The 22,224-nt window shown below is 42.7% G+C and carries 21 protein-coding genes; 7 read left to right on the forward strand and 14 right to left on the reverse strand.

Annotation, left to right across the window (positions count from 1 at the left end):
- Positions 1-56 precede the first annotated feature (56 nt).
- Positions 57-983: an AEC family transporter gene (locus SKC35_RS01065; RefSeq protein ID WP_377977657.1), complete on the reverse strand. Its 927-nt coding sequence runs from the start codon at positions 981-983 to the stop codon at positions 57-59.
- The gene (locus SKC35_RS01070) at positions 984-2,189 is read right to left on the reverse strand and encodes a sensor histidine kinase (protein ID WP_377977658.1); all 1,206 of its coding nucleotides are present in this window, start codon (positions 2,187-2,189) and stop codon (positions 984-986) included.
- 138 nt (positions 2,190-2,327) lie between these two features.
- Here SKC35_RS01070 and SKC35_RS01075 point away from each other — a divergent pair, with 138 nt between their 5' ends.
- Genes SKC35_RS01075 through SKC35_RS01085 form a run of 3 tightly spaced genes read left to right on the forward strand, consistent with a single transcriptional unit; the run spans position 2,328 to position 5,830 of the window.
- Entirely contained in the window at positions 2,328-2,666 is a 339-nt protein-coding gene (locus SKC35_RS01075) for a PadR family transcriptional regulator (protein WP_223130201.1), read from the forward strand.
- A 12-nt stretch (positions 2,667-2,678) separates the two neighbouring features.
- Entirely contained in the window at positions 2,679-5,075 is a 2,397-nt protein-coding gene (locus SKC35_RS01080) for a PspC domain-containing protein (RefSeq protein WP_377977659.1), read from the forward strand.
- 50 nt (positions 5,076-5,125) lie between these two features.
- Entirely contained in the window at positions 5,126-5,830 is a 705-nt protein-coding gene (locus SKC35_RS01085; protein ID WP_377977660.1) for a head GIN domain-containing protein, read from the forward strand.
- On the opposite strand, the gene SKC35_RS01090 is transcribed toward SKC35_RS01085, so the two are convergent.
- Complete coding sequence (locus SKC35_RS01090) at positions 5,823-6,422, reverse strand: DUF1684 domain-containing protein (RefSeq protein ID WP_377977661.1); 600 nt, start codon at positions 6,420-6,422, stop codon at positions 5,823-5,825. The genes SKC35_RS01085 and SKC35_RS01090 overlap by 8 nt on opposite strands.
- Before the next feature lie 46 nt (positions 6,423-6,468).
- Between SKC35_RS01090 and SKC35_RS01095 the strand changes: the two genes are divergently transcribed.
- Positions 6,469-7,053, forward strand: a complete 585-nt coding sequence (locus SKC35_RS01095; RefSeq protein ID WP_377977662.1) for a riboflavin synthase — start codon at positions 6,469-6,471, stop codon at positions 7,051-7,053.
- Here the strand turns inward: SKC35_RS01095 and argH are convergent.
- Genes argH through SKC35_RS01120 form a run of 5 tightly spaced genes read right to left on the reverse strand, consistent with a single transcriptional unit; the run spans position 7,031 to position 11,804 of the window.
- Complete coding sequence (gene argH, locus SKC35_RS01100; RefSeq protein WP_377977663.1) at positions 7,031-8,371, reverse strand: argininosuccinate lyase; 1,341 nt, start codon at positions 8,369-8,371, stop codon at positions 7,031-7,033. The genes SKC35_RS01095 and argH overlap by 23 nt on opposite strands.
- Positions 8,372-8,375: 4 nt before the next feature.
- Positions 8,376-9,446, reverse strand: coding sequence for a M20 family metallo-hydrolase (locus tag SKC35_RS01105; protein WP_377977664.1), 1,071 nt, complete (start codon positions 9,444-9,446; stop codon positions 8,376-8,378).
- 1 nt (position 9,447) lies between these two features.
- Positions 9,448-10,230 (reverse strand): acetylglutamate kinase, encoded by a 783-nt coding sequence (gene argB / locus SKC35_RS01110; RefSeq protein ID WP_377977665.1) that lies wholly within the window; start codon positions 10,228-10,230, stop codon positions 9,448-9,450.
- On the reverse strand, positions 10,230-11,204 hold the full coding sequence (locus tag SKC35_RS01115; RefSeq protein WP_377977666.1) for a Rossmann-fold NAD(P)-binding domain-containing protein: 975 nt from the start codon (positions 11,202-11,204) through the stop codon (positions 10,230-10,232). The genes argB and SKC35_RS01115 overlap by 1 nt, the downstream gene beginning before the upstream one ends.
- Positions 11,205-11,252: 48 nt before the next feature.
- Complete coding sequence (locus SKC35_RS01120) at positions 11,253-11,804, reverse strand: GNAT family N-acetyltransferase (protein ID WP_377977667.1); 552 nt, start codon at positions 11,802-11,804, stop codon at positions 11,253-11,255.
- Positions 11,805-11,905: 101 nt separating this feature from the next.
- On the opposite strand from SKC35_RS01120, the gene SKC35_RS01125 reads away from it, so the two are divergent.
- Positions 11,906-14,506 (forward strand): TonB-dependent receptor domain-containing protein, encoded by a 2,601-nt coding sequence (locus SKC35_RS01125; RefSeq protein ID WP_377977668.1) that lies wholly within the window; start codon positions 11,906-11,908, stop codon positions 14,504-14,506.
- A 46-nt stretch (positions 14,507-14,552) separates the two neighbouring features.
- Here SKC35_RS01125 and SKC35_RS01130 read toward each other — a convergent pair whose 3' ends face one another.
- Positions 14,553-15,527 (reverse strand): polyprenyl synthetase family protein, encoded by a 975-nt coding sequence (locus SKC35_RS01130; RefSeq protein ID WP_377977669.1) that lies wholly within the window; start codon positions 15,525-15,527, stop codon positions 14,553-14,555.
- Between the two features lie 61 nt (positions 15,528-15,588).
- Here SKC35_RS01130 and SKC35_RS01135 point away from each other — a divergent pair, with 61 nt between their 5' ends.
- A complete protein-coding gene (locus tag SKC35_RS01135) occupies positions 15,589-16,449 on the forward strand; it encodes a patatin-like phospholipase family protein (protein ID WP_377977670.1) in 861 nt (286 codons plus the stop codon).
- Between the two features lie 29 nt (positions 16,450-16,478).
- Here SKC35_RS01135 and frr read toward each other — a convergent pair whose 3' ends face one another.
- The 3 genes from frr to SKC35_RS01150 are packed head-to-tail and all read right to left on the reverse strand — an operon-like array spanning position 16,479 to position 18,508.
- Entirely contained in the window at positions 16,479-17,039 is a 561-nt protein-coding gene (gene frr, locus SKC35_RS01140; protein WP_130896083.1) for a ribosome recycling factor, read from the reverse strand.
- Between the two features lie 8 nt (positions 17,040-17,047).
- Complete coding sequence (gene pyrH / locus SKC35_RS01145; protein ID WP_377977671.1) at positions 17,048-17,758, reverse strand: UMP kinase; 711 nt, start codon at positions 17,756-17,758, stop codon at positions 17,048-17,050.
- A 54-nt stretch (positions 17,759-17,812) separates the two neighbouring features.
- A complete protein-coding gene (locus SKC35_RS01150) occupies positions 17,813-18,508 on the reverse strand; it encodes a fatty acid desaturase (protein WP_377977672.1) in 696 nt (231 codons plus the stop codon).
- A gap of 45 nt (positions 18,509-18,553) precedes the next feature.
- On the opposite strand from SKC35_RS01150, the gene SKC35_RS01155 reads away from it, so the two are divergent.
- Positions 18,554-20,338 (forward strand): family 43 glycosylhydrolase, encoded by a 1,785-nt coding sequence (locus SKC35_RS01155; RefSeq protein ID WP_377977673.1) that lies wholly within the window; start codon positions 18,554-18,556, stop codon positions 20,336-20,338.
- On the opposite strand, the gene SKC35_RS01160 is transcribed toward SKC35_RS01155, so the two are convergent.
- Positions 20,327-21,202 carry a DMT family transporter gene (locus SKC35_RS01160; RefSeq protein WP_377977674.1) on the reverse strand — a complete coding sequence of 292 codons (876 nt, stop codon included), beginning with the start codon at positions 21,200-21,202 and terminating at the stop codon, positions 20,327-20,329. The two genes, SKC35_RS01155 and SKC35_RS01160, sit on opposite strands and share 12 nt — an antisense overlap.
- Positions 21,202-22,197 carry a tRNA dihydrouridine synthase DusB gene (dusB, locus tag SKC35_RS01165; RefSeq protein WP_377977675.1) on the reverse strand — a complete coding sequence of 332 codons (996 nt, stop codon included), beginning with the start codon at positions 22,195-22,197 and terminating at the stop codon, positions 21,202-21,204. The genes SKC35_RS01160 and dusB overlap by 1 nt, the downstream gene beginning before the upstream one ends.
- Positions 22,198-22,224 lie beyond the last annotated feature (27 nt).

The raw sequence follows: 22,224 nt of genomic DNA on the forward strand, positions 1-22,224 counted from the left end.
ACGAACTAAACCAGTTCAGTAAGCCAATGTTTCATAAAATTACCAAAAAAAATCGTTTAAATCGCGCTCATGTGGAAAACTGTCACCATGATCCACATAATAGCGAAGCTGATGACCAGTGAAATGTTTACCAGTGACGCGGCAAGTGGGGTATTTAAATTCAATTCGTCCGAATAAGTGATGACTGTCATTCCCACGGGTAAAATGAGGCAGAGCATTAATAGGTTGCGAAAGCCGAGGTCAAAGGGCAGCAAATAAAAACAGATACCCCCCACTAAAAACCCCATGGCATAACGCAAACTTAACACTTGGAATACACGGTAATATGATTTTTTAGATAGGCGCACACTGAAATAAATACCCATTAGAAGCAACACAATAGGCTTATTTCCGGAGGCTATCGTAGAAATGATATCTAGCGCAAAAACGGGAAGTTTTATCTGAAGCACGTTTACCACCACACCTAATACCATCGCCTGCAAGGGAGGCAGGGAAATAATCCGTTTGAAAATATGAGCGGCAATGTTGTCTTTTTTAGGCCCGCGACTGAAATAGTTGCCCATGCCGTAATTCACGAAGAAGTTCACCACCGAATTCCCCAGATCAAACATAATGGCATAGGTCAATCCTTGTATCCCAAAAATTCCCTCAATTAGCGGATAAGCAAAGATCCCTAGATTAAAACCGGCACTCCCTATTGTCATTACTCCTCGGTTCTCTGGTTCCGTATTTTTGAATAAGTGAAAAGCGGTGAAGGACAAAAACATCCCGAAAAGCATCGCAATCAAGGGAAGGTAGATGAGGTCCCAAGTTATATTTACCCGAATCATAGTCGAAAAAACCAAAGCCGGGAAAGTCGTATGCATCAGAAATTTCGACAAAGATTTTCCGTCATGCTCTTGGATAAATCCTGCGCTTTTTAGCGCGTAACCGATTGCAATAATGCAAAGGGCAGAACCAAAAACGATATTAGGATCAGTCATCTAGGCAGGTTTAGGAAGCGTAATGCGGAAGGTTGAACCCTTGTTGATCTCGGTTGATTTCAAGATTAGCTTACCTTGGTGGTAATTCTCAATGATTCGTTTGGCTAACGTTAAGCCTAATCCCCAACCGCGTTTCTTGGTAGAAAAGCCAGGGGAGAAGATTTTGGAGGTATTACTAGGCAAAATACCTTTCCCTGTATCAGAGATGTCAATATGAATGAGATTATTCTTGCCCTCTTTTAATTCTATTCTCAATTGACCATGGCCACCCATCGCATCGACTCCATTCTTGCAAATATTCTCAATCACCCATTCAAATAGGTATTTATTCAAATTTGCGGTTTGATTCGCTGCCAAAGAAGAATGTATCTCGATCGTCACTTTAGACGATATACGAATTTTTAGGTAGCTGATAAAGTTTTGAATAACGGCCTCGATGTCTTCTAATTTCAGAACCGGTGTTGATCCGATATTGGAGAAACGCGTCGTAATGGTTTCTAGTCGTTGAATATCTTTCGATAATTCGACGACAATATCCGGATTTATGTGAGGCTCATTACGTAATAATTCAACCCAAGCCGTTAGTGAAGAAAGAGGGGTGCCTAACTGATGAGCTGTTTCTTTGGCTAAACCCACCCAAACCCGATTCTGCTCCGCTCTCCGCGAATAGGATAGAAAAATATAGCCTAAGAATCCTATAATCAGGACTACTAGTAGTTGTGATAACGGATAGTAACGTAATAATTTCAACAGTTTCGAGTTTCCATAATAGATGTATTCTTTCTGGAAACCCATATCCATTTCGATGGGTTTGTTGTTCTCCGCAATAATTTCTAGCAGTTTTTGCTGCAAAATTTCTTGTTTCTTTTCGGTAGGTAAACTCTCCTGAATGGGAATATTGATCGAATTCAAATGGCCAGAACCATCTTTCCAAATCACGGGAATCGTATTATTCTCATTGATTTTCTTAATACGCTCGAAAAAGAAATTGATATCCGCGTTATTATCACTTGTCAACGCATAGCGAATCGTTTCCGCATACAATTCAATTTGCTGTTTTTCCCGTTCCTCTAGCTTCGTCACTAAACCATCGGTAAAGTATAAGGAGAATCCTGCCATCACCACGCTGACCGCGAAAAAGGCGACTTTTAACCAAGTATCTCGGTTGTAAAAGGCTAAAGGCAAGGAAAAATCTTTTAACATCATTCTTTTCTTACCCTCAAAAGGGTACGTTTATCACAAATTACCTACCGTTTATCCAAATTCACAAATAAATTTTCTAAGGTACTTTGTATTGCATAGTACCTTGTCTATATTTGCATCATCAAATTAAACAAACAACCGATGGATATTGAAAATGCCAAGGTGCAAATGAGAAAAGGAATACTCGAATTCTGTATTCTGAAAATTATCTCAAAAGGAGAGGTGTATGCCTCGACTATGTTGTCCGAATTAACTTCCGCCAAAATTATGGTTGTGGAAGGTACTTTGTACCCTTTATTAACCCGCCTGAAAAATGCGGGTTTTTTAGACTATCGCTGGGTTGAATCAGCGTCAGGGCCGCCTCGAAAATATTATTTATTAACAGACAAAGGACAGGAATTCTTAACAGAAATGTCCTCGACTTGGGATGAATTACAAGCATCCGTTAATCAAATCTCTAACGCTTCTCCGCAGGCTTAACCCATACCCCACATGAAAAAGACTTTATCAATTAATATCGCTGGATTTGTCTTCCACATCGAAGAGGATGCCTATGCTACTTTAGACACCTATTTAAAATCCATACACGCTTATTTCGCGTCTTTCGAAGGTTCGAAAGAGATTATCGCGGATATCGAATCCAGTATTGCAGAGAAATTTTGGAATATTAGAGAAACAGAAAAAACAGAAGCTATATCACAAGAGCATGTGGACGCTTTAATTGCTTCTTTAGGAACCATTGCAGATTTCAAGCAAGTGGAAGAGGAGGAAGATAAGAAGGAGGGATATACCGCTCCTAAAACAGAAGGTGCTCCTAAAATTTTCCGTCGTGACATCACTCGTAAGAAATTAGGTGGGGTAGCGGCTGGTATCGCTCGTTATTTTGAAGTAGATGTGACTTGGGTTCGATTGATCTTATTAGCCTTATTGAGCGCGAGTTTCCCTTTATTCCATGTAGGAAATATTGTTTTCTGGGCCTACATTATTATTTGGGCGGCCATTCCGGGTGAAATGAATCCAGATGATGATAAATCATATCGCAAATTTTACCGCGATCCAGAGAAAAAAGTGATCGGAGGAGTGATGGCTGGTATTGCCGCATACACGGGTTGGGACGTAGGATTACTGCGTGTATTAGCGGTTTTGTCTGTGGGTCTTTTTGGCTCAGGTGTCATTGCTTATATCGTAATCTTAGCGATTACGCCAGAGGCTAAGACGATGAAGGATAAGATGGAAATGACGGGTGAGCCTATCACCTTGGAAAATATTGAGAACAATATTAAGAATAGCATTCAGCCAGATGAGACGGAGGAAAAGACCATTACTAAAGTATTATTGTTCCCTTTCCGCATTTTTGCCACGGTTTTCTCTGCTTTAAAAGGGCCTTTAAACGTCATCCGTTGGTTCATTCAAATACTGTTAGGGGTCATCTTATTGATCTTGGGTATTGCGTTTATTATCGTTTTGGGAGCATTGTGTACTGTTGGATTTACGGGAATTGATCAAGGTCAACTTGTGCATATGGGTCCATTGCCACTTTATTTAATCGCAAAAGACTTCCCATTCTGGGCTGTGCCAGCATTAGTGATGGCCTTCTTGCCCATTTTCGTTTCGATCGTGATCGCAGGAGTTTCCTTATTAGCGAATCGTAAATTTTACAATAAAACCTATAAGATCGCCTCTACCACGATGGTGATCGTGGGTTGGATCGGTTTATTTGCTGCTGCTGCATTTGTGGGACGTAATTTTCAACGTTCAGCTTCTTATAATCAGGTTAAGGAAATCGCAGTTTCGGATTCGACGACCTATGTGTTAGATATCGACAAAAAAGACAACGAGACGATCTGGCAAATGATGCTGGGGGAGAAAGTGGAGGAATTTACCTTTGATTTTGAGGAGGAGGAGGATAACCACGATTACAACGAAGAGCGCTTTAATCGTGCGAATATTGAGATCGAAGGCTATGATGGGAAGACGATTCAGGTAATTACGTATGCAAAATCGCAAGGTTTGACGCGTAAGGAGGCGGAGACGAATGCCAAAATGATTCAGTACAATTACCTTCAAAAAGGTAAAGATCTTCGTTTTGACACTCATTTTGGTCTACAGAATTCCAAATTCCGTGCGCAACGTCTAAAAGTGAAGATTATGATTCCTTATGGCAAATCATTTAGCATGACGCGTGATTTTGCCTACTACATGGAAAATGTACTAGAGTCAGGTTATTTCCACGAGGAAGGACAGGATTTGTTTATCGGGTCGCTATGGACGTTCTCTGCAGATAAGGGTTTGATTTGTTTGAATAGAACACCTCATATGGATGACGAATCGAAGGATGAGGATTTTACAGACGAAAAAGTAGGTTTTACGATCACAAAAGACCTCGTAAACTTCAGTTCTATTACAGGTCTGAACACGGAGTCTTCACAGATCAAAATCACTAGAGGCGATCTTCCCAAGATTATCTACCGAGGGAATCAAACTTTAGAGAGTTCTGTTCACGTAGAGAACAACGTGTTAATATTAGATAAAATTCAGCCTGGGATTCAGGTAGAGATTGTGGTGCCTGAATTGACTAAAGTGGAATTAGGCGGCAATGCTAGCACGGAAATCGAAGGTTTCACTTCGGCTAAGATGGATGTGATTTTACGTGGTTTTCATTCGCTTACCTTGAAAGGTGGGGGAGATCAATTGAACGCCAGTGTGTTTGATTCTGCGGAATTAAATGCGGGAGATTTCGTTGTAGAAAAAGCCTTTGTGTCTATCGATAAATATGCCAAAATAGAGGCAAATGTCTCTAAAATGGTACAAGGGAAAAAATATGAGAGTTCGAAATTCTCCAATAAAATGAGCAGTGGCGTGAGTTATAAATGGAATGTGATAAAATAACATGCAACCTTTTTTAAAACGTCAGCATCTAGCAACAAATTAAAAAATCTATGAAAAAAATCTTGTCTTTATTCGCCGCCTTTTTAGTCGCTTTTAGTTCCTTCGCAGATCCTGCGGTAGTTACCAAAAAAATCAAAGTAGCTAATTTTAAATCCATCGAGTTAGGGAGTGCGTTCGAGGTGCACGTTCACAAAGGAAGTGTTTATGCCGTTTCCATTACGGGGCGTGAAAAAGATATCGAAGATTTAGAGGTTACCACATCCGCTGGTAAATTAGAAATTGGGTATGGAACTAATTGGACGTGGAGTTGGAATAATAACCGATCGAAGGTGGTCATTAATATTACGCTACCTCGACTTGAGAGTGGTGAATTTACAGGTGCCTGCAAAGTAGACTTGCAAGGATTTTCAAATGAAGAGGAGATGCGTTTATTATTCTCAGGAGCGGCTAAAGGATCAGCTGAAGCCCTTAGAACCGATAAATTGAAGATTGAATTAAGTGGTGCATCTGATTGTAGAATCACAGGACAATCTGATTACTTGAAGGTAGAAGCCTCTGGTGCCAGTCACTTAAAGGCTTTAGAATTCTTATCACGTAATGTAGATGTGGAAGCTTCTGGTGCAAGCAGCGCTTCAGTGCACGTTCAGAAATCCTTGAAAGTAGACGCCTCTGGTGCTTCTCACGTAAAATACAAAGGGAGTCCAATAATTAACAAAGACCTATCTGGTGCAGCATCGCTACATCAGGTTAATTAAAAAGTTTTTCACCTGCCTCGATGCGAATCGGGAGGGTGTTTTCCGCGGGAGGAATGGGACAGGCGAAATCTTCGTTGTATGCGCAATAGGGATTATAAGCTAGATTAAAGTCCACCCGCAACCGATTGTTTTTTACATTTGTTAGGGGTAAATCTAGAAAACGTCCGCCTCCATAGGTTTCTGTGGGGGCGGTTTTGTCTTTAAAGGGTAGGAAGAAATTTCCGTCTTCGTGTTGATACAAGGTTAAAGAAATGCTGAATCCACCTATTTCCCCTTTTATTTTTCCGAATAATATTAATTTTTCGGTGGTTCCATCCGTCATTTTTAATTCTACCGTTTTCGCTTTCTCCGCTTTTTCTAAGACGAAGTCGACGATGTAATCTTTGTTGAAGGAGTAGTATTTCAAACCCTTGAAGGTCGCTTTATCTTTAATGGGGGATTCCTCTCCACTTTTAAAGGCTTCATCTTTATCGCTACGGATTTTCAGCACATCTGCTCCCGTTTCTTCGACTGGTTTCGCCGTAGGAATGCTAAAATAGGCGAGAATTGCGATGATGGGAATCAGAAAGAGGAACCATTTGTTGAATTTCATGGGAATGGGTGTAATTTTGGGTACGTAAAATTAGCAAATAAATCAGATGTTTACAGGTATTGTGGAGGCGATGGGATCGCTGGTAAAGACAGAAGCAAAAGGGACGAATGTGGAATTTTGGTTCATGTGTCCATTTACGCAAGAGTTAAAGGTGGATCAATCACTCGCACACAACGGGGTTTGTCTGACTGTCGTGGAGATTCAAGGAGAGCAATACCGCGTAACGGCGATAGATGAGACCTTGCAGAAGACGAATTTGGGGGATTTAAAGATAGGCCAAAAAGTAAACTTAGAACGTTGCATGGCCGCAAATGCGCGTTTTGATGGGCATATCGTACAAGGTCATGTGGATTTAACGGGAATTTGTACAGAGATAAATGATCAGAATGGAAGTTGGGAATACCGCTTTAGCTATCCAAAAATTAGTGGTCACGTGACGGTGGAAAAAGGCTCCATTTGTGTGAATGGTACCAGCTTAACGGTGGTAGATTCGCAGGATGATTCCTTTACCGTTTGCATCATTCCTTATACCTACGAACACACTGTTTTTCATCAACTAAGCGTAGGTGATCGAGTGAACTTAGAATTCGATATTCTAGGAAAGTATATTAAGAAATTAATGCAGCGATAGCCTTATTGACTTTGTCAAAGCCAAAACGCTTCCAAGCGATTTCTTTTTGGTCTTGAATTTCTGCCAAACCTAAATTGCCAATACTGCCTAAATGCGAATGATTGATTTCGCGTGTGCTGCCATCGAACGCACCGTCTTCGATCTTTTTACCTACGATTTGGTAGGCCTCTCTGAACGGAACCCCTTGCACGACTAATTTATTCACCTCTTCTACTGAGAACAATAAATCGTATTTCGAATCCACTAACAGGTCTTTTTTTACTTTCAGATGGCTCACCATATAGTGGGTGATTTCTAAGCCGTCCAAAATTTCCTCAATCGCCGGCATCAACAATTCCTTCGTTAATTGGAATTCGCGGTGGTACCCTGAAGGTAAGTTGCTCGTCAATAACTGTAATTGATTCGGTAATGCCTTCAACTTGTTGGCTTTACCACGCAATAATTCCGCGACGTCTGGATTCTTTTTATGCGGCATAATGGAGCTTCCTGTCGTTAAAGAGCTAGGTAGTTCGATGAAGCCGAAGTTTTGGGAATTGTATAAGCACACATCCATCGCTAATTTGCTCAGCGTCGTGGCGATCTGTGCAATGGCCGTTAAGACAAATAATTCGGTCTTCCCACGAGATAATTGCGCGTTCACAACGTTTACGTGCGGCGATTCGAAACCTAATAATTCCGTAGTGTATTTTCTGTCCAAAGGGAAGGACGATCCGTAACCCGCACCAGAACCCAGCGGATTCTTATTAGCTAGGCGGAAGGCCGCTTCTAGTAATTCAATATCTTCTACTAAGCTCTCAGCATAAGCTCCGAACCAAAGTCCGAAAGACGAGGGCATCGCAATCTGCAAGTGCGTGTAACCTGGTAATAAATCGTTTTTATGGGCTTCGCTTTTCGCGATTAATAAGTCAAACAAACGCTCCACCGCATCAGCGATGTGTTGGATTTCAGCTCGCATAAACAATTTCAAATCCACTAAAACTTGGTCGTTTCTAGAACGTCCGGCGTGAATTTTCTTACCCTGATCGCCTAATTTCTGCGTTAATAAGTATTCGATTTGGGAATGCACATCTTCCATTCCGTCTTCGATGGTAAAATCTCCGGCTTCGATTTGGGCATAAATAGCTTTCAATTCAGCGCACAAAGGGCCTAATTCGTCCGCACCCAGCAAACCTACTTTCTCTAACATTGTGATGTGAGCCAGGGAACCCAGCACATCATAGCGCGCTAATTGCAAGTCGTACACGGGGTCGTTCCCAATCGTGAATTTCTCGATTTTAGCGTCTGTCGTCTGATTTTCTTTTTGCCAAAGTTTTGCCACAATCTTAAATGCTTAGGGTGGTAAGGAGATTTTGATAGGTTTGGATGCCCTGTTTCAGTTCATCCAAGAAAATATATTCGTCTGCCGTATGCGATCTGCCGGAGTGTCCGGGACCGATTTTGACTGATGGGATCGGTAATAAAGCTTGATCGGAAAGGGTAGGAGAGCCGAATAAAGAGATCCCTAAAGCTTTTGCCGCTTGCACTATCGGATGTATTTCCTCCATTCTGCTGGAGTTTAAACGCATCGATCTAGGCGTTAATTCGGCCTGAACGATGGTTTTTAATTCTGCCAGAACTTCTTCTAGCGAATAACATTCATTCACCCGGCAATCGATCACGTAATCGCAAGTATCTGGAACCACGTTATGTTGTTTGCCTGCGTTGATGACGGTTACCGTCGTTTTTACAGGTCCTAATAAACCGGAAACCTTTGCAAAAGAATGATTTTGGATGTGTTGTATATCCTCCAAAGCCAAGTAAATCGCGTTCACCCCCTCATTTCTAGCTGCATGCCCTGCAATTCCTTTCACTTTCGCATCCACCACCATCAGGCCTTTTTCCGCAATCGCCATCGCGCAATCCGTGGGTTCGCCCACGATTGCAAAATCGATACGAGGTAAATCCTCTGATTTCAAAAGGGCTTCAATTCCACCCGTTCCCGATATTTCTTCCTCCGCGGTAGCGGCTAAAACCAGGTTGAAATCCAGATTTTCTACTGTGTAAAATGAAACAAAAGTTGCGATTAAGCAAACCAAACTCGCACCTGCATCATTTGAACCTAAACCAATCAGTTTCCCCTCTTGCTCCGTCGCTTTGAATGGATCAAAGGTCCATGACGCATTTGCTTTCACCGTATCGTGGTGGGAATTCAATAGAATGGTAGGCTTAGACGCATCGAAATGCAAATTAGTAGCCCACACATTATTGCCTAAACGATTCGTTGGAATATTTTGCGCCATGAAAAAGTCCATCAAAATCTGCGCCGTCCCTTGCTCTTCCTTACTCATGGATGGGCAGGCTATTAGCTGAGCTAATAGGTCTTTCGCGGCTAGAAATTGACTTTCTTGGTACATGTTAAGCACTTATTTTTGTTCCTATTTCGGTTTTCTGCAAGTTATCTGCGTGGCATAAACGCACCACGGAAACACCGGCAGAGATCGCCTTAAGGGCATTATCTAATTTCGGGATCATCCCCGCAGAGACGATTCCTTTTTCTTTTAAGTCTATAAATGAGGCTGGATTGATGGAGCTAATGACCGAATCGTCGTCAGTAGGGTCCATTAAAACGCCTTTCTTTTCAAAGCAATATGTTAACGTAACGTCGTATGTTGAACTGAGGGCTATAGCCAAAGCCTGTGCCATCGTATCCGCATTCGTATTCAATAGTTGACCTGCTGCATCTGCCGTAATCGGAGCAAAGATGGGAGAGAATCCTGCCGCAATTAATCCTGACAAGGAATCAGCATTCACTAAAACAATATCGCCTACAAAACCATAATCAATGGGTGTGGCAGCTCTTTTCTTCGATAACACGATTCTGCCATCCGGTCCAGTTAAGCCCAAGGCATTACAAGTTAATCCTTGTAATTCGGCCACAATCGATTTATTAATCCAACCTGCATAAACCATCGTCACAATACGAAGGCTTTCTTCGTCAGTCACGCGTCTGCCCTCAATCATTTGACTCTCGATGCCCATTGAAGCTGCCATTTGAGTGGCAATCTTACCACCTCCGTGCACCAGCAATTTAGGGCCAGTCAAAGAAGCAAAGTCCTGCAAAAAGCTAGCCAGGGCGGATGGATTGTCGATGACATTCCCGCCTATTTTAACTACTTGAAGGGTGGGTTTAGCAGACATTAGAATAAATACGGGCTCTCCGTTCTCATGATGGTTAAAATCATTTCCTTTAAAACAGCCTGTGCCGCCCAAACCCGGTTACCCGCTTGTTGAATCACAATCGAATTAGGGGAATCGATCACCTCGTCAGCGACCACTAAATTCCGTCTAACCGGAAGGCAGTGCATGAATTTGGCATTGTTTGTCAGGCTCATTTTCGCGGCATCTACCATCCAAGCGGGATCGGAAGAAAGTATTTTTCCGTAGTCTTGGTAGGATGACCAGTTTTTAGCATAAATAAAATCTGCACCCTCATACGCCTCTTTAGGGTCGTAGCAAATCTTCGCATTTCCAGCGAATTCAGGCGCTAATTCATAGCCTTTAGGGTGAGCAATCGTGAAATCCACGTCAGCGTGATTCATCCATTCCGAGAAGGAATTAGGCACACATTGCGGCAAAGCTTTCACGTGTGGAGCCCAAGTCAACACTACTTTAGGTCGCTCTACGGTCTTGAACTCGTTGATTGTAATTAAATCCGTTAACGACTGCAAAGGATGGCGAGTCGCTGACTCCAAGCTAAGAAACGGACGTCCCGTATATTTCAAGAACTGGTTCAATACCTGTTCGCTATAATCTAATTCTCTATCTACTAAACCAGGGAAACTACGCACCCCTACAATATCGCAATACGAGCCTACGACAGCGGCGGCCTCTGAAATGTGTTCCGCCTTGTCACCATTCATAATGACGCCTTCGTTCATTTCGAGTTGCCACGAATCGGCTCCCACATTCATGATCATGACCTCCATTCCGAGGTTTTGAGCAGCTTTTTGGGTAGAAAGGCGCGTGCGAAGACTGGCATTGAAGAATAATAAACCGAGCGTACGGTTTTTCCCAATGTGCTTATCCGCATAGGGGGTCTTCTTCATCAACAAAGCCTCATTGACTAAGTTTTGAATATTGTAAGCGTCTTTAACCGAAGTGAAATTTTGCATGCTTTTAGCTGTCTAACATTGGCAATTCAGTAAAATTACTGAAAAAGATCAGTATCGAAGGCGTTCCCAGGTGAAAACTTGCATGGGGTTTTCGAGTGCCAGTGTTTTCTCCCCTGTTTTTTGGAAGTCGTTTTTCTCTAAAACCTGTTGCGACCCAACATTGTTCACCGGTGTTTCCGCGCGAATAATACGTAATCCAGAATCTTGAAAAGCCCAATCGCATAAGGCCTGCACCGCTTCTGTAGCTATTCCCTGTCCTCTGAATTTCTGGTCTAAGGCATAACCAATCTCGGTAGTCCCCTGATCATCTGGCAATCCCGCAAAACCGATTCCCCCCACAGAGCAGGACGAAGATTTGAGGATTATTTCCCAATTTGTGTACCAGTAGAAATCCAAAGGAAATTTTGCCGTCTGAGGAATCCAATAATCGCGTAAGGCTTGCCTGGTTTCCTGCTCATAGAACAATTCCATTTCCCAAGGGTTATGCTGTAGATCTAGCCTTTTTTCCAGATCTTTGCGCCCCGATTGATGCCAAACTCGCAAATACTGGTTCGTTAGCGGGAGTATAGTAAGCCGAGAAGTCTGAATAGGGATGATCATATTGGACTACAAATTACCCTTTTTGGTCGCAAAAAAGAAGGCCTTTAAATAGAATGTACAAATTTTGCATTCGTTAAATGAAGATGTTTAAACAACAAACAATGAAAAAATTAATTACGCTATTCGCACTAATGAGTTTATCATTAACAGCTATTTCCCAGATTCCTGGTGGAATGGGCGGTTTTGGTGCAGCGCCTAAGAAAGAGACAGTGATTCCAGGAACAGCGCAAGCTGCTTCTAAAGGAAGTGCAAAAATCATCGGATTCTTATTGGATTCGACGGATTCAAAGCCAGTGGAATTCGCCACTTTGGCCCTAATCAATACCAAGACAAATAAACCAGTAGACGGTACCGTGGCTGACGGTGTAGGTAAATTTACGCTGAACAAAGTCGCAGTAGGATCGTATAAAATCGTCGTTTCTTTCATCGGGTATGAAAGCAAAACGGTTTTTGTATCTGTGTCAGAAAAGAATGACGACCACGACTTAGGGGTGATCAAATTACAACCTAGTTCTAAGATGCTATCTGAAGTGACAGTGGAAGGACAACGTGCCTTGATTGAAGAACGCGTTGATCGCACGGTGTACAATGCCGAGAAAGATGCTTCAAATAAAGGTGGCGATGCAACAGATGTCTTGAAAAAAGTACCGATGCTTTCTGTGGATTTGGATGGTAACCCATCCCTTCGTGGTTCGACTAATGTGAAGGTCTTAATCAATAACAAGCCTTCTACCATCATGGCTTCTAGTATCACAGATGCCTTGAAGCAGATTCCAGCGGATATGATTAAAACGGTGGAAGTTATCACCTCTCCATCTGCGAAATACGATGCAGAAGGTTCAGCGGGTATTATTAACATCGTGACGAAGAAAAATACCTTACAAGGCTTGACGCTTTCTTTTGACTCCTCAGTGGGTGCTCGAGGTTCAAACTTGGCTTTGAATGGAAACTTTAGGAACAAGACTTGGGGATTATCTTTGGGTGGTTTTGGTCGTTCAGAATACAACGTGAATGGTAAATTTGAAAGTACTCAGATCACGACGAACAATGGCTTGCAAACGACAAACATTCAAACGGCAGAAACGCGTCGTCAAGGTTTGTTTGGTAACTACCAATTAGGTTTTGATTGGGATATTAATAAATACAATTCGATTACCTCAAACGTACGTTTTGGATTGCGTAATGGAAATAACTGGCAAGATGGCTTGCAGCAAATCAGAAATGGTTCGGTTTCGTCTCTACGTAACACAAATTCATTAGATGAGTCAGCTAACGTAGATTTGAATATCGATTACACGCATACCTTTGAGAAACCACAAAAGGAATTCTCGATCTTATCAATGTATAGCCGTAACAACCGTGCGAACGATTTCTTTAACTTGATTATGAATCCGAATTCGACGATGAGTGAAATTACGAATTCAATTAAGAATGAGAATACGTCTTATAATGAGGAGGCTACCTTCCAAATGGATTACCAAACACCAATCGCAAAGAATCAATTATTTGAATTCGGAGGAAAAGGGATCTTGCGTAATGTGACCTCAGATTATAAATCCTTCACTGCTGGAGCGAATGGTATTTATGCGCCAGCGAATACAGCTACCTTGCCAACAAACGTGTTTGATTACAATCAAAACATTTGGGGAACGTATGGTTCCTATACCTTGACAACAAAAAACAAGTGGAGCATCAAGGCAGGCGCTCGTTATGAGCACACAGATATTACGGCTAGTTTCTTGAAGAAAGAAGGCCAAAATACCGTGATCCCTCCTTATGGCGTTTTAGTGCCTAGTTTCAATATGTCGAAGACCTTCAAATCGGGTACGTGGAGATTCTCTTATAACCGCCGTATTCAACGTCCAGGTATCGAAAACTTGAACCCGAACGTGAACGCCACTAACCCTTTGAACATCTCGGTGGGTAATCCAAATTTGGCCCCAGAATACACCAACAACTACGAGATTTCATATAGCAAGTTTGTGAAGCAGACGTATATCTCCACTGCTTTCTTTGTGCGTAATACTACGGGATCGATCAATCGTATCCGCGAAGTAAAAGGAGATACCGTGAAAACGACAACGCGTAACATCGGTAACGAAGATGCGTATGGTATGAACATTAATATCAACATGAACTTGTCTAACAAATTGATGATTGGTGGGGGTGGAGACTTGTCTTACATGGTCTTGAAGAATAATGTACCGGATCCATTGTTAAATGCGAGCAACGAAGGTTTACAATCTAACTTCCGTATTTTCGGTAACTACAACATCGGGAATGGTTGGGGTGCGCAAATCTTCTCTTTCTACCGCGTGAACCAAATTCAATTACAAGGTTCTCAAGGAGGTTTTGGGATGTATAGCTTGAGCTTTAAGAAGGACTTCAAAAACAAGAAGGGAAGTATCGGTTTCGGGGCAGAGAACTTCTTGACTCCTCAAGGATTTGTGATGCGTAACGAAACGAAGACCGCCTCGATTTACCAATTGAGCGAGAACACGATGCGTAATATGAACTTTAAGATTAACTTGTCTTATCGTATTGGTAAAATGAGTTTTGGTCCTACGAAGAAAAAGAAATCAGTGAATAACGACGATACAAAAGGCGAAGGTGATGCAGCTCCTGCAGCTCCACAACAACCAATGGGTATGCCAGGAATGCGCATGGGTGGTGGCGGAGGAGGCTTCGGAGGCCCACGTTAATCACTAAGGATAGGAGAGAAAGGGAATCAGAAATGGTTCCCTTTTTTTATTTATTGCGTTCTATCGTGTAGCTAATCAGATCGCCCAACGAGTTACGGTATTCAGATGCTGGGAAGGTCGCTAAGATCGCACGGGCTTCCTCCGCGATTATATTCATCTTTTGGTTGGCGTAGGCCAAACCTCCCGTAGATTTAACGAATTCGATGACCTCGCGCACTTTAATAGAATCCTCTGATTCTTTTTTAATCAGCTGAATGATGTGCTTTTTTGTCGAATTGTCGGTGTTTTGGAGGGCATAAATCAGCGGTAAGGTCATCTTCTTTTCTTTGATGTCGATCCCTAAAGGTTTCCCAATTTCCGCATCGCCATAATCAAACAAGTCATCCTTGATTTGGAAAGCAATGCCTACTTTCTCTCCAAATAAACGCGCTTTCTCTACCATCTCCGCATCAGCGCCGGCAGATTGAAATCCGACCGCACAGCAAGCGGCGATTAGAGTTGCCGTTTTCTTGGTAATGATATCAAAATAGACGTCTTCTGTGATGTCCAGTTTTCGCGCTTTTTCGATTTGCAATAATTCGCCTTCGGACATTTCGCGAACGGCGGTGGAAACGGATTTTAATAGATCGAAATCTTCATGTTCCACAGAAAGTAATAAGCCTTTAGAAAGTAAGTAATCACCCACTAAAACGGCAATCTTATTCTTCCAGATCGCATTGATGGAAAAGAATCCGCGTCTGTAATTTGAATCATCTACAACATCATCGTGAACCAATGTTGCGGTGTGTAATAATTCGATGAGTGCTGCGCCCCTGAATGTTTTCTCCGTTATCTCTCCCATGCATCCTGCCGTTAAAAAGACGAACATCGGGCGCATCTGTTTTCCCTTTCTTTGGACAATATAATGCATGATGGTGTCGAGCAACATCACTTTTGTCTTCATAAAAGTTTTGAACTTCCCTTCGAATGCTTTCATCGAATCATCGATGGGCGCTTGAATGGAAGAAATGGAGTAGGACATTTGGATTGTTTGAATCAGTAAATTGTGTAAATTTAATCAGATTTGTGGATAATAAGGTATTATGAGTCAGATTTTAGTCTTAGCGGGTGGTTCCGTCAAAGGAGCGTTTCAAGCGGGTGTTATCAAGGCACTTTTTGAGAAAGGTTATCAACCGGATGCTATTTATGGGGTGTCTGCGGGAAGTTTAAATGCGGCTTATTTAGTGAACCAGTTTGGCCAGCAAGCAAATTCAGACTTACCTATTTCCTATCCGCAGGCAGCGCAGGATTTATGGGATTTTTGGGAGCGACGCATTACGCGTCCAGAATGCTTATCTAAGCCATTTAACATTTTTCAGCTTGGATGGACGGCTTTAACGAAGAAGTTCGAAGGATTAGTGGATACGAGTCCTTTGCGAGATCTTTTATCCGATGTATTACAGGTTCGAAATTTACATGCGAGTCCAGTGGGCTTAAAAGTAGGTGCGGTAAATATCATGGAAGGGGCGATGCATTATGTAGATCCTAGTTTTGAAAATTTCCAAGACTACTTAATGGCCTCCTCTGCTGTGCCCATTTTGATGCCTGTAGTGAAGATTGAGGGAGAGAAGCGTAAATCTTACCTGGATGGAGGTTTGCGGGACGTGGCGCCCTTGCAAAAGGCTATCAATGATGGTGCTAAAGAAGTGGTAGTGATCGCCTGTCACACGGAGATGATCGAAGGTGGGGATTTTGACTCAGGGGATCTATTAGCCTTAGTCGATCGGGTGATGGATATTGCGGTCAATGAGATTTTGAATGCGGACCTTCGAATGCAGCGTTCGGAAGTGAAACTAACGATTATTCGACCGAAGCAACCTCTCAGCATCGATATCCAACGTTTTACGAAAATGGACATTCGCAGAATGCTTGAAACGGGTTATGCCTTGGGTTTAGAACTATAAAAAAAGCCTCGAATTTCGAGGCTTTCTATTTATACTGACATGATGTCTTTCTCTTTTTCGTTAAAGACCTGGTCGATCTTCGCGATGTAGGCATCCGTTTTCTTTTGGATCTTGTCTTCTGCCTCCTTGATCGCATCTTCCGAGACGCCATCACCTTTTAATTTCTTGATGCTATTGTTTCCATCTTGACGGGCATTGCGGATATTAATCTTAGCGACTTCAATTTCTTGCTTGCAACGCTTCACTAAATCACGGCGACGCTCTTCTGTTAATGGAGGGATTGATAAACGAATGATTTCGCCATCGTTCATTGGATTCAAACCTAAGCTTGAGTTGCGGATAGACTTCTCGATTTCAGCGAAAATTCCTTTCTCAAAAGGCTTGATCGCAATCGTACGCGCATCTGGAGTGGTGACTGAAGCAGCACCTGAAATAGCCGTCTGCATACCATAATAATCGATGGTTAATCCATCTAACATGGATGGACTCGCTTTACCAGCTCTAATCTTAGATAATTCAATGTTTAAGTGCTTGATCGCACCGTCCATGGTTTCGACTGTTGCGTCAATATAGAATTCGATTTCTTCCATTTTATCAATTAACTAATTAATGTTCCTACATCCTCACCCGATACTAAGGCAGCTAAGTTCCCGTCCTTGTTCATATCAAACACGATGATGGGTACGTTATTTTCTTGGCATAAAGTGAATGCCGTGGTATCCATAATTTTCAATCCTTTAGAGATCGCCTCCGAAAAGCTCAAATGCGTATAGCGAGTCGCCGTCGCATCTTTCTCTGGATCAGCAGTGTAAACACCATCAACTCGTGTTCCTTTTAACACCACATCTGCTTCGATTTCGATGGCCCGAAGAGAGGCAGTCGAATCTGTCGTGAAATAAGGGTTACCTGTTCCTGCTCCAAAAATCACAATACGTCCTTTTTCTAAGTGACGCATCGCACGGCGGCGAATGAAAGGTTCGCAAACCGCTTCTACTTTGATGGCAGTCATCATACGCGTGTACAATCCTTGTTTTTCCAAAGAAGCCTGTACCGCCATTCCATTGATTACAGTGGCTAACATGCCCATGTAATCGCCTTGTACGCGATCAATTCCTGCTTTAGCAGCACTCGCGCCACGGAAGATATTTCCTCCACCGATTACGATTGCTACTTCTACACCTAAATCATGCACCTTTTTGATTTCAGCGGCATATTGACCAAGAATAGTTGGGTCAATCACTTCTCCATCTGTCGAAAGAGATTCGCCTGAAAGTTTTAGTAAAATGCGTTTGTATTTAGGTTCTTTCATGAGGAGCTCGTTTATGTCGATTTTGTGCGATGCAAATTTAGGAAAAATCTAGGTCTAGGCAAGGCTTTCGTCCTTGGCTTTGGGTAATTTATACCAAGGCAAATAAGGCTGCGCATGGTGTTCGAAATGGTAGCCAAAAAAGTAGCACGAAATAAACGCCCAAATATGGTTTTTGCTTTGGCTCCTGGATTGTTGTTTGTTGTCCGCTGCATGTTCACCTCGGTGCGGCAAATAGGTCCCAAAAATAAATAATTGCAGCGTACTCAAGATCGCGGGCACTTCCCAAAATAAGATCAAATTCCACATCGGAAACCAGATCTTCAACACATTGTAAGTAATCGCCATAGCTAGCACCTGTTTCCAAGTCACGTATTGCCAAATGAATTTGAACCACCAAAGCAAGAAAGGCCCTTGGTGTACGTCTGGATCTTCGTTTGTATTCACATGGGCGTGGTGTAAGTGGTGTTTTGCCCGCAAGGTACCGTAATCATTAAAAGCGAAAAGTATCGTGCAGAAACGTCCGATTGCGTGATTTAGGCGAGGATTTTCTGCATAAACTACTCCATGAATGGCATCATGTGAAGTAATGAATAAGCCCGTGTACAAATGCGTTTGAATAAGGATGGCGACGTAAATCCAAGGGTCAGACCAGCTGAAATCAGCGTCTATACAATAGGCTAAATTCGCGCTCCACAGTGTTATCAACACCGCAGCCCAAATAATTCCCTGAAATTTACTTACTTTGTTCATCGAAATTGAGCCAGATAAGTCTGGCATCTATATGACCTCAAAACTATGAAAATTGTTCCAGCATTGTTGCTTTTTATTTTGTCTTTTACTTTTCCAGCCGGAGCGCAAACCGCTTCATTGCCATCCACTTATTGTAACCCGATGAACTTGGATTACGGATTTACTCCTATTCCTAATTTCTCAGAACAGGGGCGACACCGAGCTACAGCAGATCCCGTGATTTCGTATTTCAAAGGCAAATACTACTTGTTTTCCACAAATCAATGGGGCTATTGGTGGAGCAAGGATATGCTACAATGGAACTTTGTTTCTCGCCGTTTCTTGCAACCTTACCACAAAGTGTATGATGAATTGTGTGCGCCAGCGACCCTTACCTTGGGCGACAGTTTGTTAGTGATAGGTTCTACCTATGCAAAAGATTTTACGCTTTGGTATTCCCAAAAACCGGAAACGGATACTTGGAAAGAAGCTGTTCATGCTTTTACCGCTGGTGCCTGGGATCCCGCTTTCTTTTTAGATGACGACAACAGGCTTTATTTATACCACGGTTCGAGTAATTTTTATCCCATGTATGGTCAGGAGTTAGACCGGAAGACCTTGCAGCCGATCGGGGAACGCAAGGACTTGATTAAATTGAATGATGAGTTGCATGGCTGGGAGCGTTTTGGGGAATACCAAGACAATACGTTCTTAAAGCCCTTTATGGAGGGAGCCTGGATGAATAAATACAAGGGAAAATATTATTTGCAATACGGCGCTCCGGGGACGGAATTTTCTGCCTACGGCGATGGCGTGTATACGGCAGATCATCCGATGGGGCCATTTACCTACCAAGCGCACAATCCTTTTTCGTTCAAACCGGGTGGGTTTACACGTGGTGCCGGGCATGGTGCAACTTTTGAGGGGCAATATGGCAACTGGTGGCATGTTTCTACGATTACCATTGCGGTGAAGAATAGTTTTGAGCGTCGGTTAGGACTTTGGCCTACGTATTTTGATCAAGACGGAATCATGTTTACGAATACGGCTTATGGAGATTATCCGCACTATATTCCCACGAAAAAAGTAGACAAACCGTCTGAATTATTTACGGGATGGATGCTGTTGAATTATAATAAACCGGTGCGCGTATCTTCGAGTTTGCCGGGTTATTCCGCGAATTTTGCGGTGGATGAGCAAATGAAAACCTATTGGTCTGCGGCTTCATCGAAAAAAGGGGAGTGGATTGAGACCGATTTAGGCGAGGTTTCTACGTTAAAAGCCTTGCAATTAAATTATGCGGATCAAGATGTGGATTCGAGTTTCCTGGGGAAGATGAATGGCATCTACCACCAGTACCAAGTGTTAGGAAGCAAGGATGGCAAGAAGTGGGAGATAATTATCGATAAGTCTACAAACAAAACGGACATTCCTCACGATTATGTCGAGCTTCATAAGTCAGTAGAGGTGCGTTACCTTAAACTGGTAAATCACCATATGGCGGCGGGGAAATTTGCGATTTCTGGGATTCGGGCTTTTGGTTTTGGTCATGGCCAAAAGCCGGGTGTCATCAAGGATCTGTTGGTTTTGCGCGGAGAACACGACTCGCGCAGTGCCTGGTTGAAATGGGGTCAAAAGCCGAATGCGACGGGTTATGTCATTTATTCAGGTATCGCGCCGGATAAAATGTACACGTCAGTGCAGGTTTTTGGGACAAATGAATATTATTTCAAATCCATGGACCGCGGCAAGACCTATTATTTCCAAATTGAAGCTTTCAACGAGAATGGCATAGGGGAGCGCGGACCCATTATTGAATCAAAAATAATCGAATCAAAATCAAGCCTTTGATCGGTTGATTTCGTAAACCCCGATTAACAACACGATCATCGCAACCACTTGTGAAAGATATACTTGTTCTCCATCGAAAACGCCCCAACCTACGGCTACGATCGGAATGATGTAGGTGACGGAACTGGCCACAATCGCGTTCGTCCATTTGATCAATTGATTGAATAAAACCATTGCGATCGCAGAGCCGAAAACGCCTAATGAACAAGCGGCTAAAAACGGCCACCATTCGATGGCTTGTGAGAAGAATCCAGTGGAGGCTAATAGGATCAATGAAAGCGGTCCAATCGCCATAAAGATGCCCGCGGTAGACGTGAAGGGATTTAATCCAGATAATTTGGTCTTCACGATATGTAGATTAAAACCGTACAAGAAAGTGGCTAATACCACCCAAAGTGCGTGGTAATTAAAGTCCACATTAAATCCTTCTCCACCCACTATCAGGCCGAAACAACCGGCGATTCCTAGTATAATCCCCACCATCTGGCGCCATTGGAAACCCTGTTTAAACAAGAGAATTCCCACGATCAAGGTAAATAAGGGAGTGAAGGCGTTAAGCATGCCAGACAAGGCCGACGTCAAATGCTTTCCGGCAATAGAAAACAAGATGGCCGGGATTAAATTTCCCGTTAAACCGGCTAATAAAAAGCTCTTCCAATGTTCCTTTTTTACCTCATGTCTTTGTTTTAAAAACACGGGAATAAAGAAAATAAAGGCAGCAAATATGCGCAAAGCACCCACTTGCGGTGAGCTGTAATAGACTAAACTTTTCTTCACTAAGATGAAAGAGCTTCCCCAGATTAAGGATAGGGCCGTAAAGGCTAAGATGACGAGTAATACGGGTGATTTTTGCTTGTTTTCCATTAGGCGTGTAAGGGTTCTCCAGCGTAATGCGCTGCGATTTCGTTTAGAATTCCTTTGATTTCTTCGAATTCATAGGTAGTGACTAAACGAGTTCTGAAAGGTTTGAAATGGTCCATGCCGCGGAAATAATTCGCGTAATGGCGGCGCATTTCGACGATTCCTCCATGATTTCCTTTCCAGCGGATCGAGAAGTCGAGGTGATCGAGGCAAACTTGTAAACGTTGTTGAAGGGTAGGAGGGGCCAAATGTTCCCCCGTGGCTAAATAATGTTTAATCTCATTGAAAATCCAGGGATAGCCGATAGACGCACGTCCGATCATAATGCCATCCACTTCGTAGCGATCGCGGTATTCTTTGGCTTTTTCAGGCGAATCAATGTCGCCATTTCCGAAAATAGGAATCTTGATTCTCGGATTTTTCTTCACTTTAGAAATCAATTCCCAGTCCGCAGCACCTTTATACATCTGGACACGTGTTCTTCCGTGAACAGTTAAAGCTTGTATTCCAATATCTTGAAGACGTTCAGCCACATCTTCAATATTTTTTGTTGAATCATCCCAGCCAAGGCGTGTTTTGACGGTTACCGGTAAATGCGTGGCATCTACAACGGCTTTGGTCATCGCCACCATTTTAGGTATGTCTTGCAATAAAGCGGCTCCAGCACCTCTGCAGGCCACCTGTTTCACGGGGCAGCCGTAATTAATGTCAATTAAATCTGGACCAGCTTTCGTGGCGATTTCTGCGCACGAAGCCATCGTCTCGATGGAACTACCAAAAAGTTGAATCCCAATCGGGCGTTCGTATTCGAAAATATCGAGCTTTTGAACACTTTTTGCGGCATCTCGAATCAGTCCTTCGGATGAAATAAATTCGGTATACATCAAATCAGCGCCATTCGCTTTACAAACCGCACGGAAAGGCGGATCTGACACGTCCTCCATGGGCGCTAATAGCAATGGAAATGAGCCAAGCTCGATGTTACCTATCTTTACCATTCTGATTAAAAATTCCGTAAATTTACG

The sequence above is a fragment of the Aquirufa originis genome (assembly GCF_042714495.1).
Lineage (GTDB): Bacteria > Bacteroidota > Bacteroidia > Cytophagales > Spirosomataceae > Aquirufa > Aquirufa originis.

Bases quoted from the DNA above. Each gene is read 5' to 3' on its own strand.
- SKC35_RS01065 (WP_377977657.1), bottom strand. From the start codon at position 983: ATGACTGATCCTAATATCGTTTTTGGTTCTGCCCTTTGCATTATTGCA.
- SKC35_RS01070 (WP_377977658.1), bottom strand. From the start codon at position 2,189: ATGATGTTAAAAGATTTTTCCTTGCCTTTAGCCTTTTACAACCGAGAT.
- SKC35_RS01075 (WP_223130201.1), top strand. From the start codon at position 2,328: ATGGATATTGAAAATGCCAAGGTGCAAATGAGAAAAGGAATACTCGAA.
- SKC35_RS01080 (WP_377977659.1), top strand. From the start codon at position 2,679: ATGAAAAAGACTTTATCAATTAATATCGCTGGATTTGTCTTCCACATC.
- SKC35_RS01085 (WP_377977660.1), top strand. From the start codon at position 5,126: ATGAAAAAAATCTTGTCTTTATTCGCCGCCTTTTTAGTCGCTTTTAGT.
- SKC35_RS01090 (WP_377977661.1), bottom strand. From the start codon at position 6,422: ATGAAATTCAACAAATGGTTCCTCTTTCTGATTCCCATCATCGCAATT.
- SKC35_RS01095 (WP_377977662.1), top strand. From the start codon at position 6,469: ATGTTTACAGGTATTGTGGAGGCGATGGGATCGCTGGTAAAGACAGAA.
- SKC35_RS01105 (WP_377977664.1), bottom strand. From the start codon at position 9,446: ATGTACCAAGAAAGTCAATTTCTAGCCGCGAAAGACCTATTAGCTCAG.
- argB (WP_377977665.1), bottom strand. From the start codon at position 10,230: ATGTCTGCTAAACCCACCCTTCAAGTAGTTAAAATAGGCGGGAATGTC.
- SKC35_RS01115 (WP_377977666.1), bottom strand. From the start codon at position 11,204: ATGCAAAATTTCACTTCGGTTAAAGACGCTTACAATATTCAAAACTTA.
- SKC35_RS01120 (WP_377977667.1), bottom strand. From the start codon at position 11,804: ATGATCATCCCTATTCAGACTTCTCGGCTTACTATACTCCCGCTAACG.
- SKC35_RS01125 (WP_377977668.1), top strand. From the start codon at position 11,906: ATGAAAAAATTAATTACGCTATTCGCACTAATGAGTTTATCATTAACA.
- SKC35_RS01130 (WP_377977669.1), bottom strand. From the start codon at position 15,527: ATGTCCTACTCCATTTCTTCCATTCAAGCGCCCATCGATGATTCGATG.
- SKC35_RS01135 (WP_377977670.1), top strand. From the start codon at position 15,589: ATGAGTCAGATTTTAGTCTTAGCGGGTGGTTCCGTCAAAGGAGCGTTT.
- frr (WP_130896083.1), bottom strand. From the start codon at position 17,039: ATGGAAGAAATCGAATTCTATATTGACGCAACAGTCGAAACCATGGAC.
- pyrH (WP_377977671.1), bottom strand. From the start codon at position 17,758: ATGAAAGAACCTAAATACAAACGCATTTTACTAAAACTTTCAGGCGAA.
- SKC35_RS01150 (WP_377977672.1), bottom strand. From the start codon at position 18,508: ATGAACAAAGTAAGTAAATTTCAGGGAATTATTTGGGCTGCGGTGTTG.
- SKC35_RS01155 (WP_377977673.1), top strand. From the start codon at position 18,554: ATGAAAATTGTTCCAGCATTGTTGCTTTTTATTTTGTCTTTTACTTTT.
- SKC35_RS01160 (WP_377977674.1), bottom strand. From the start codon at position 21,202: ATGGAAAACAAGCAAAAATCACCCGTATTACTCGTCATCTTAGCCTTT.
- dusB (WP_377977675.1), bottom strand. From the start codon at position 22,197: ATGGTAAAGATAGGTAACATCGAGCTTGGCTCATTTCCATTGCTATTA.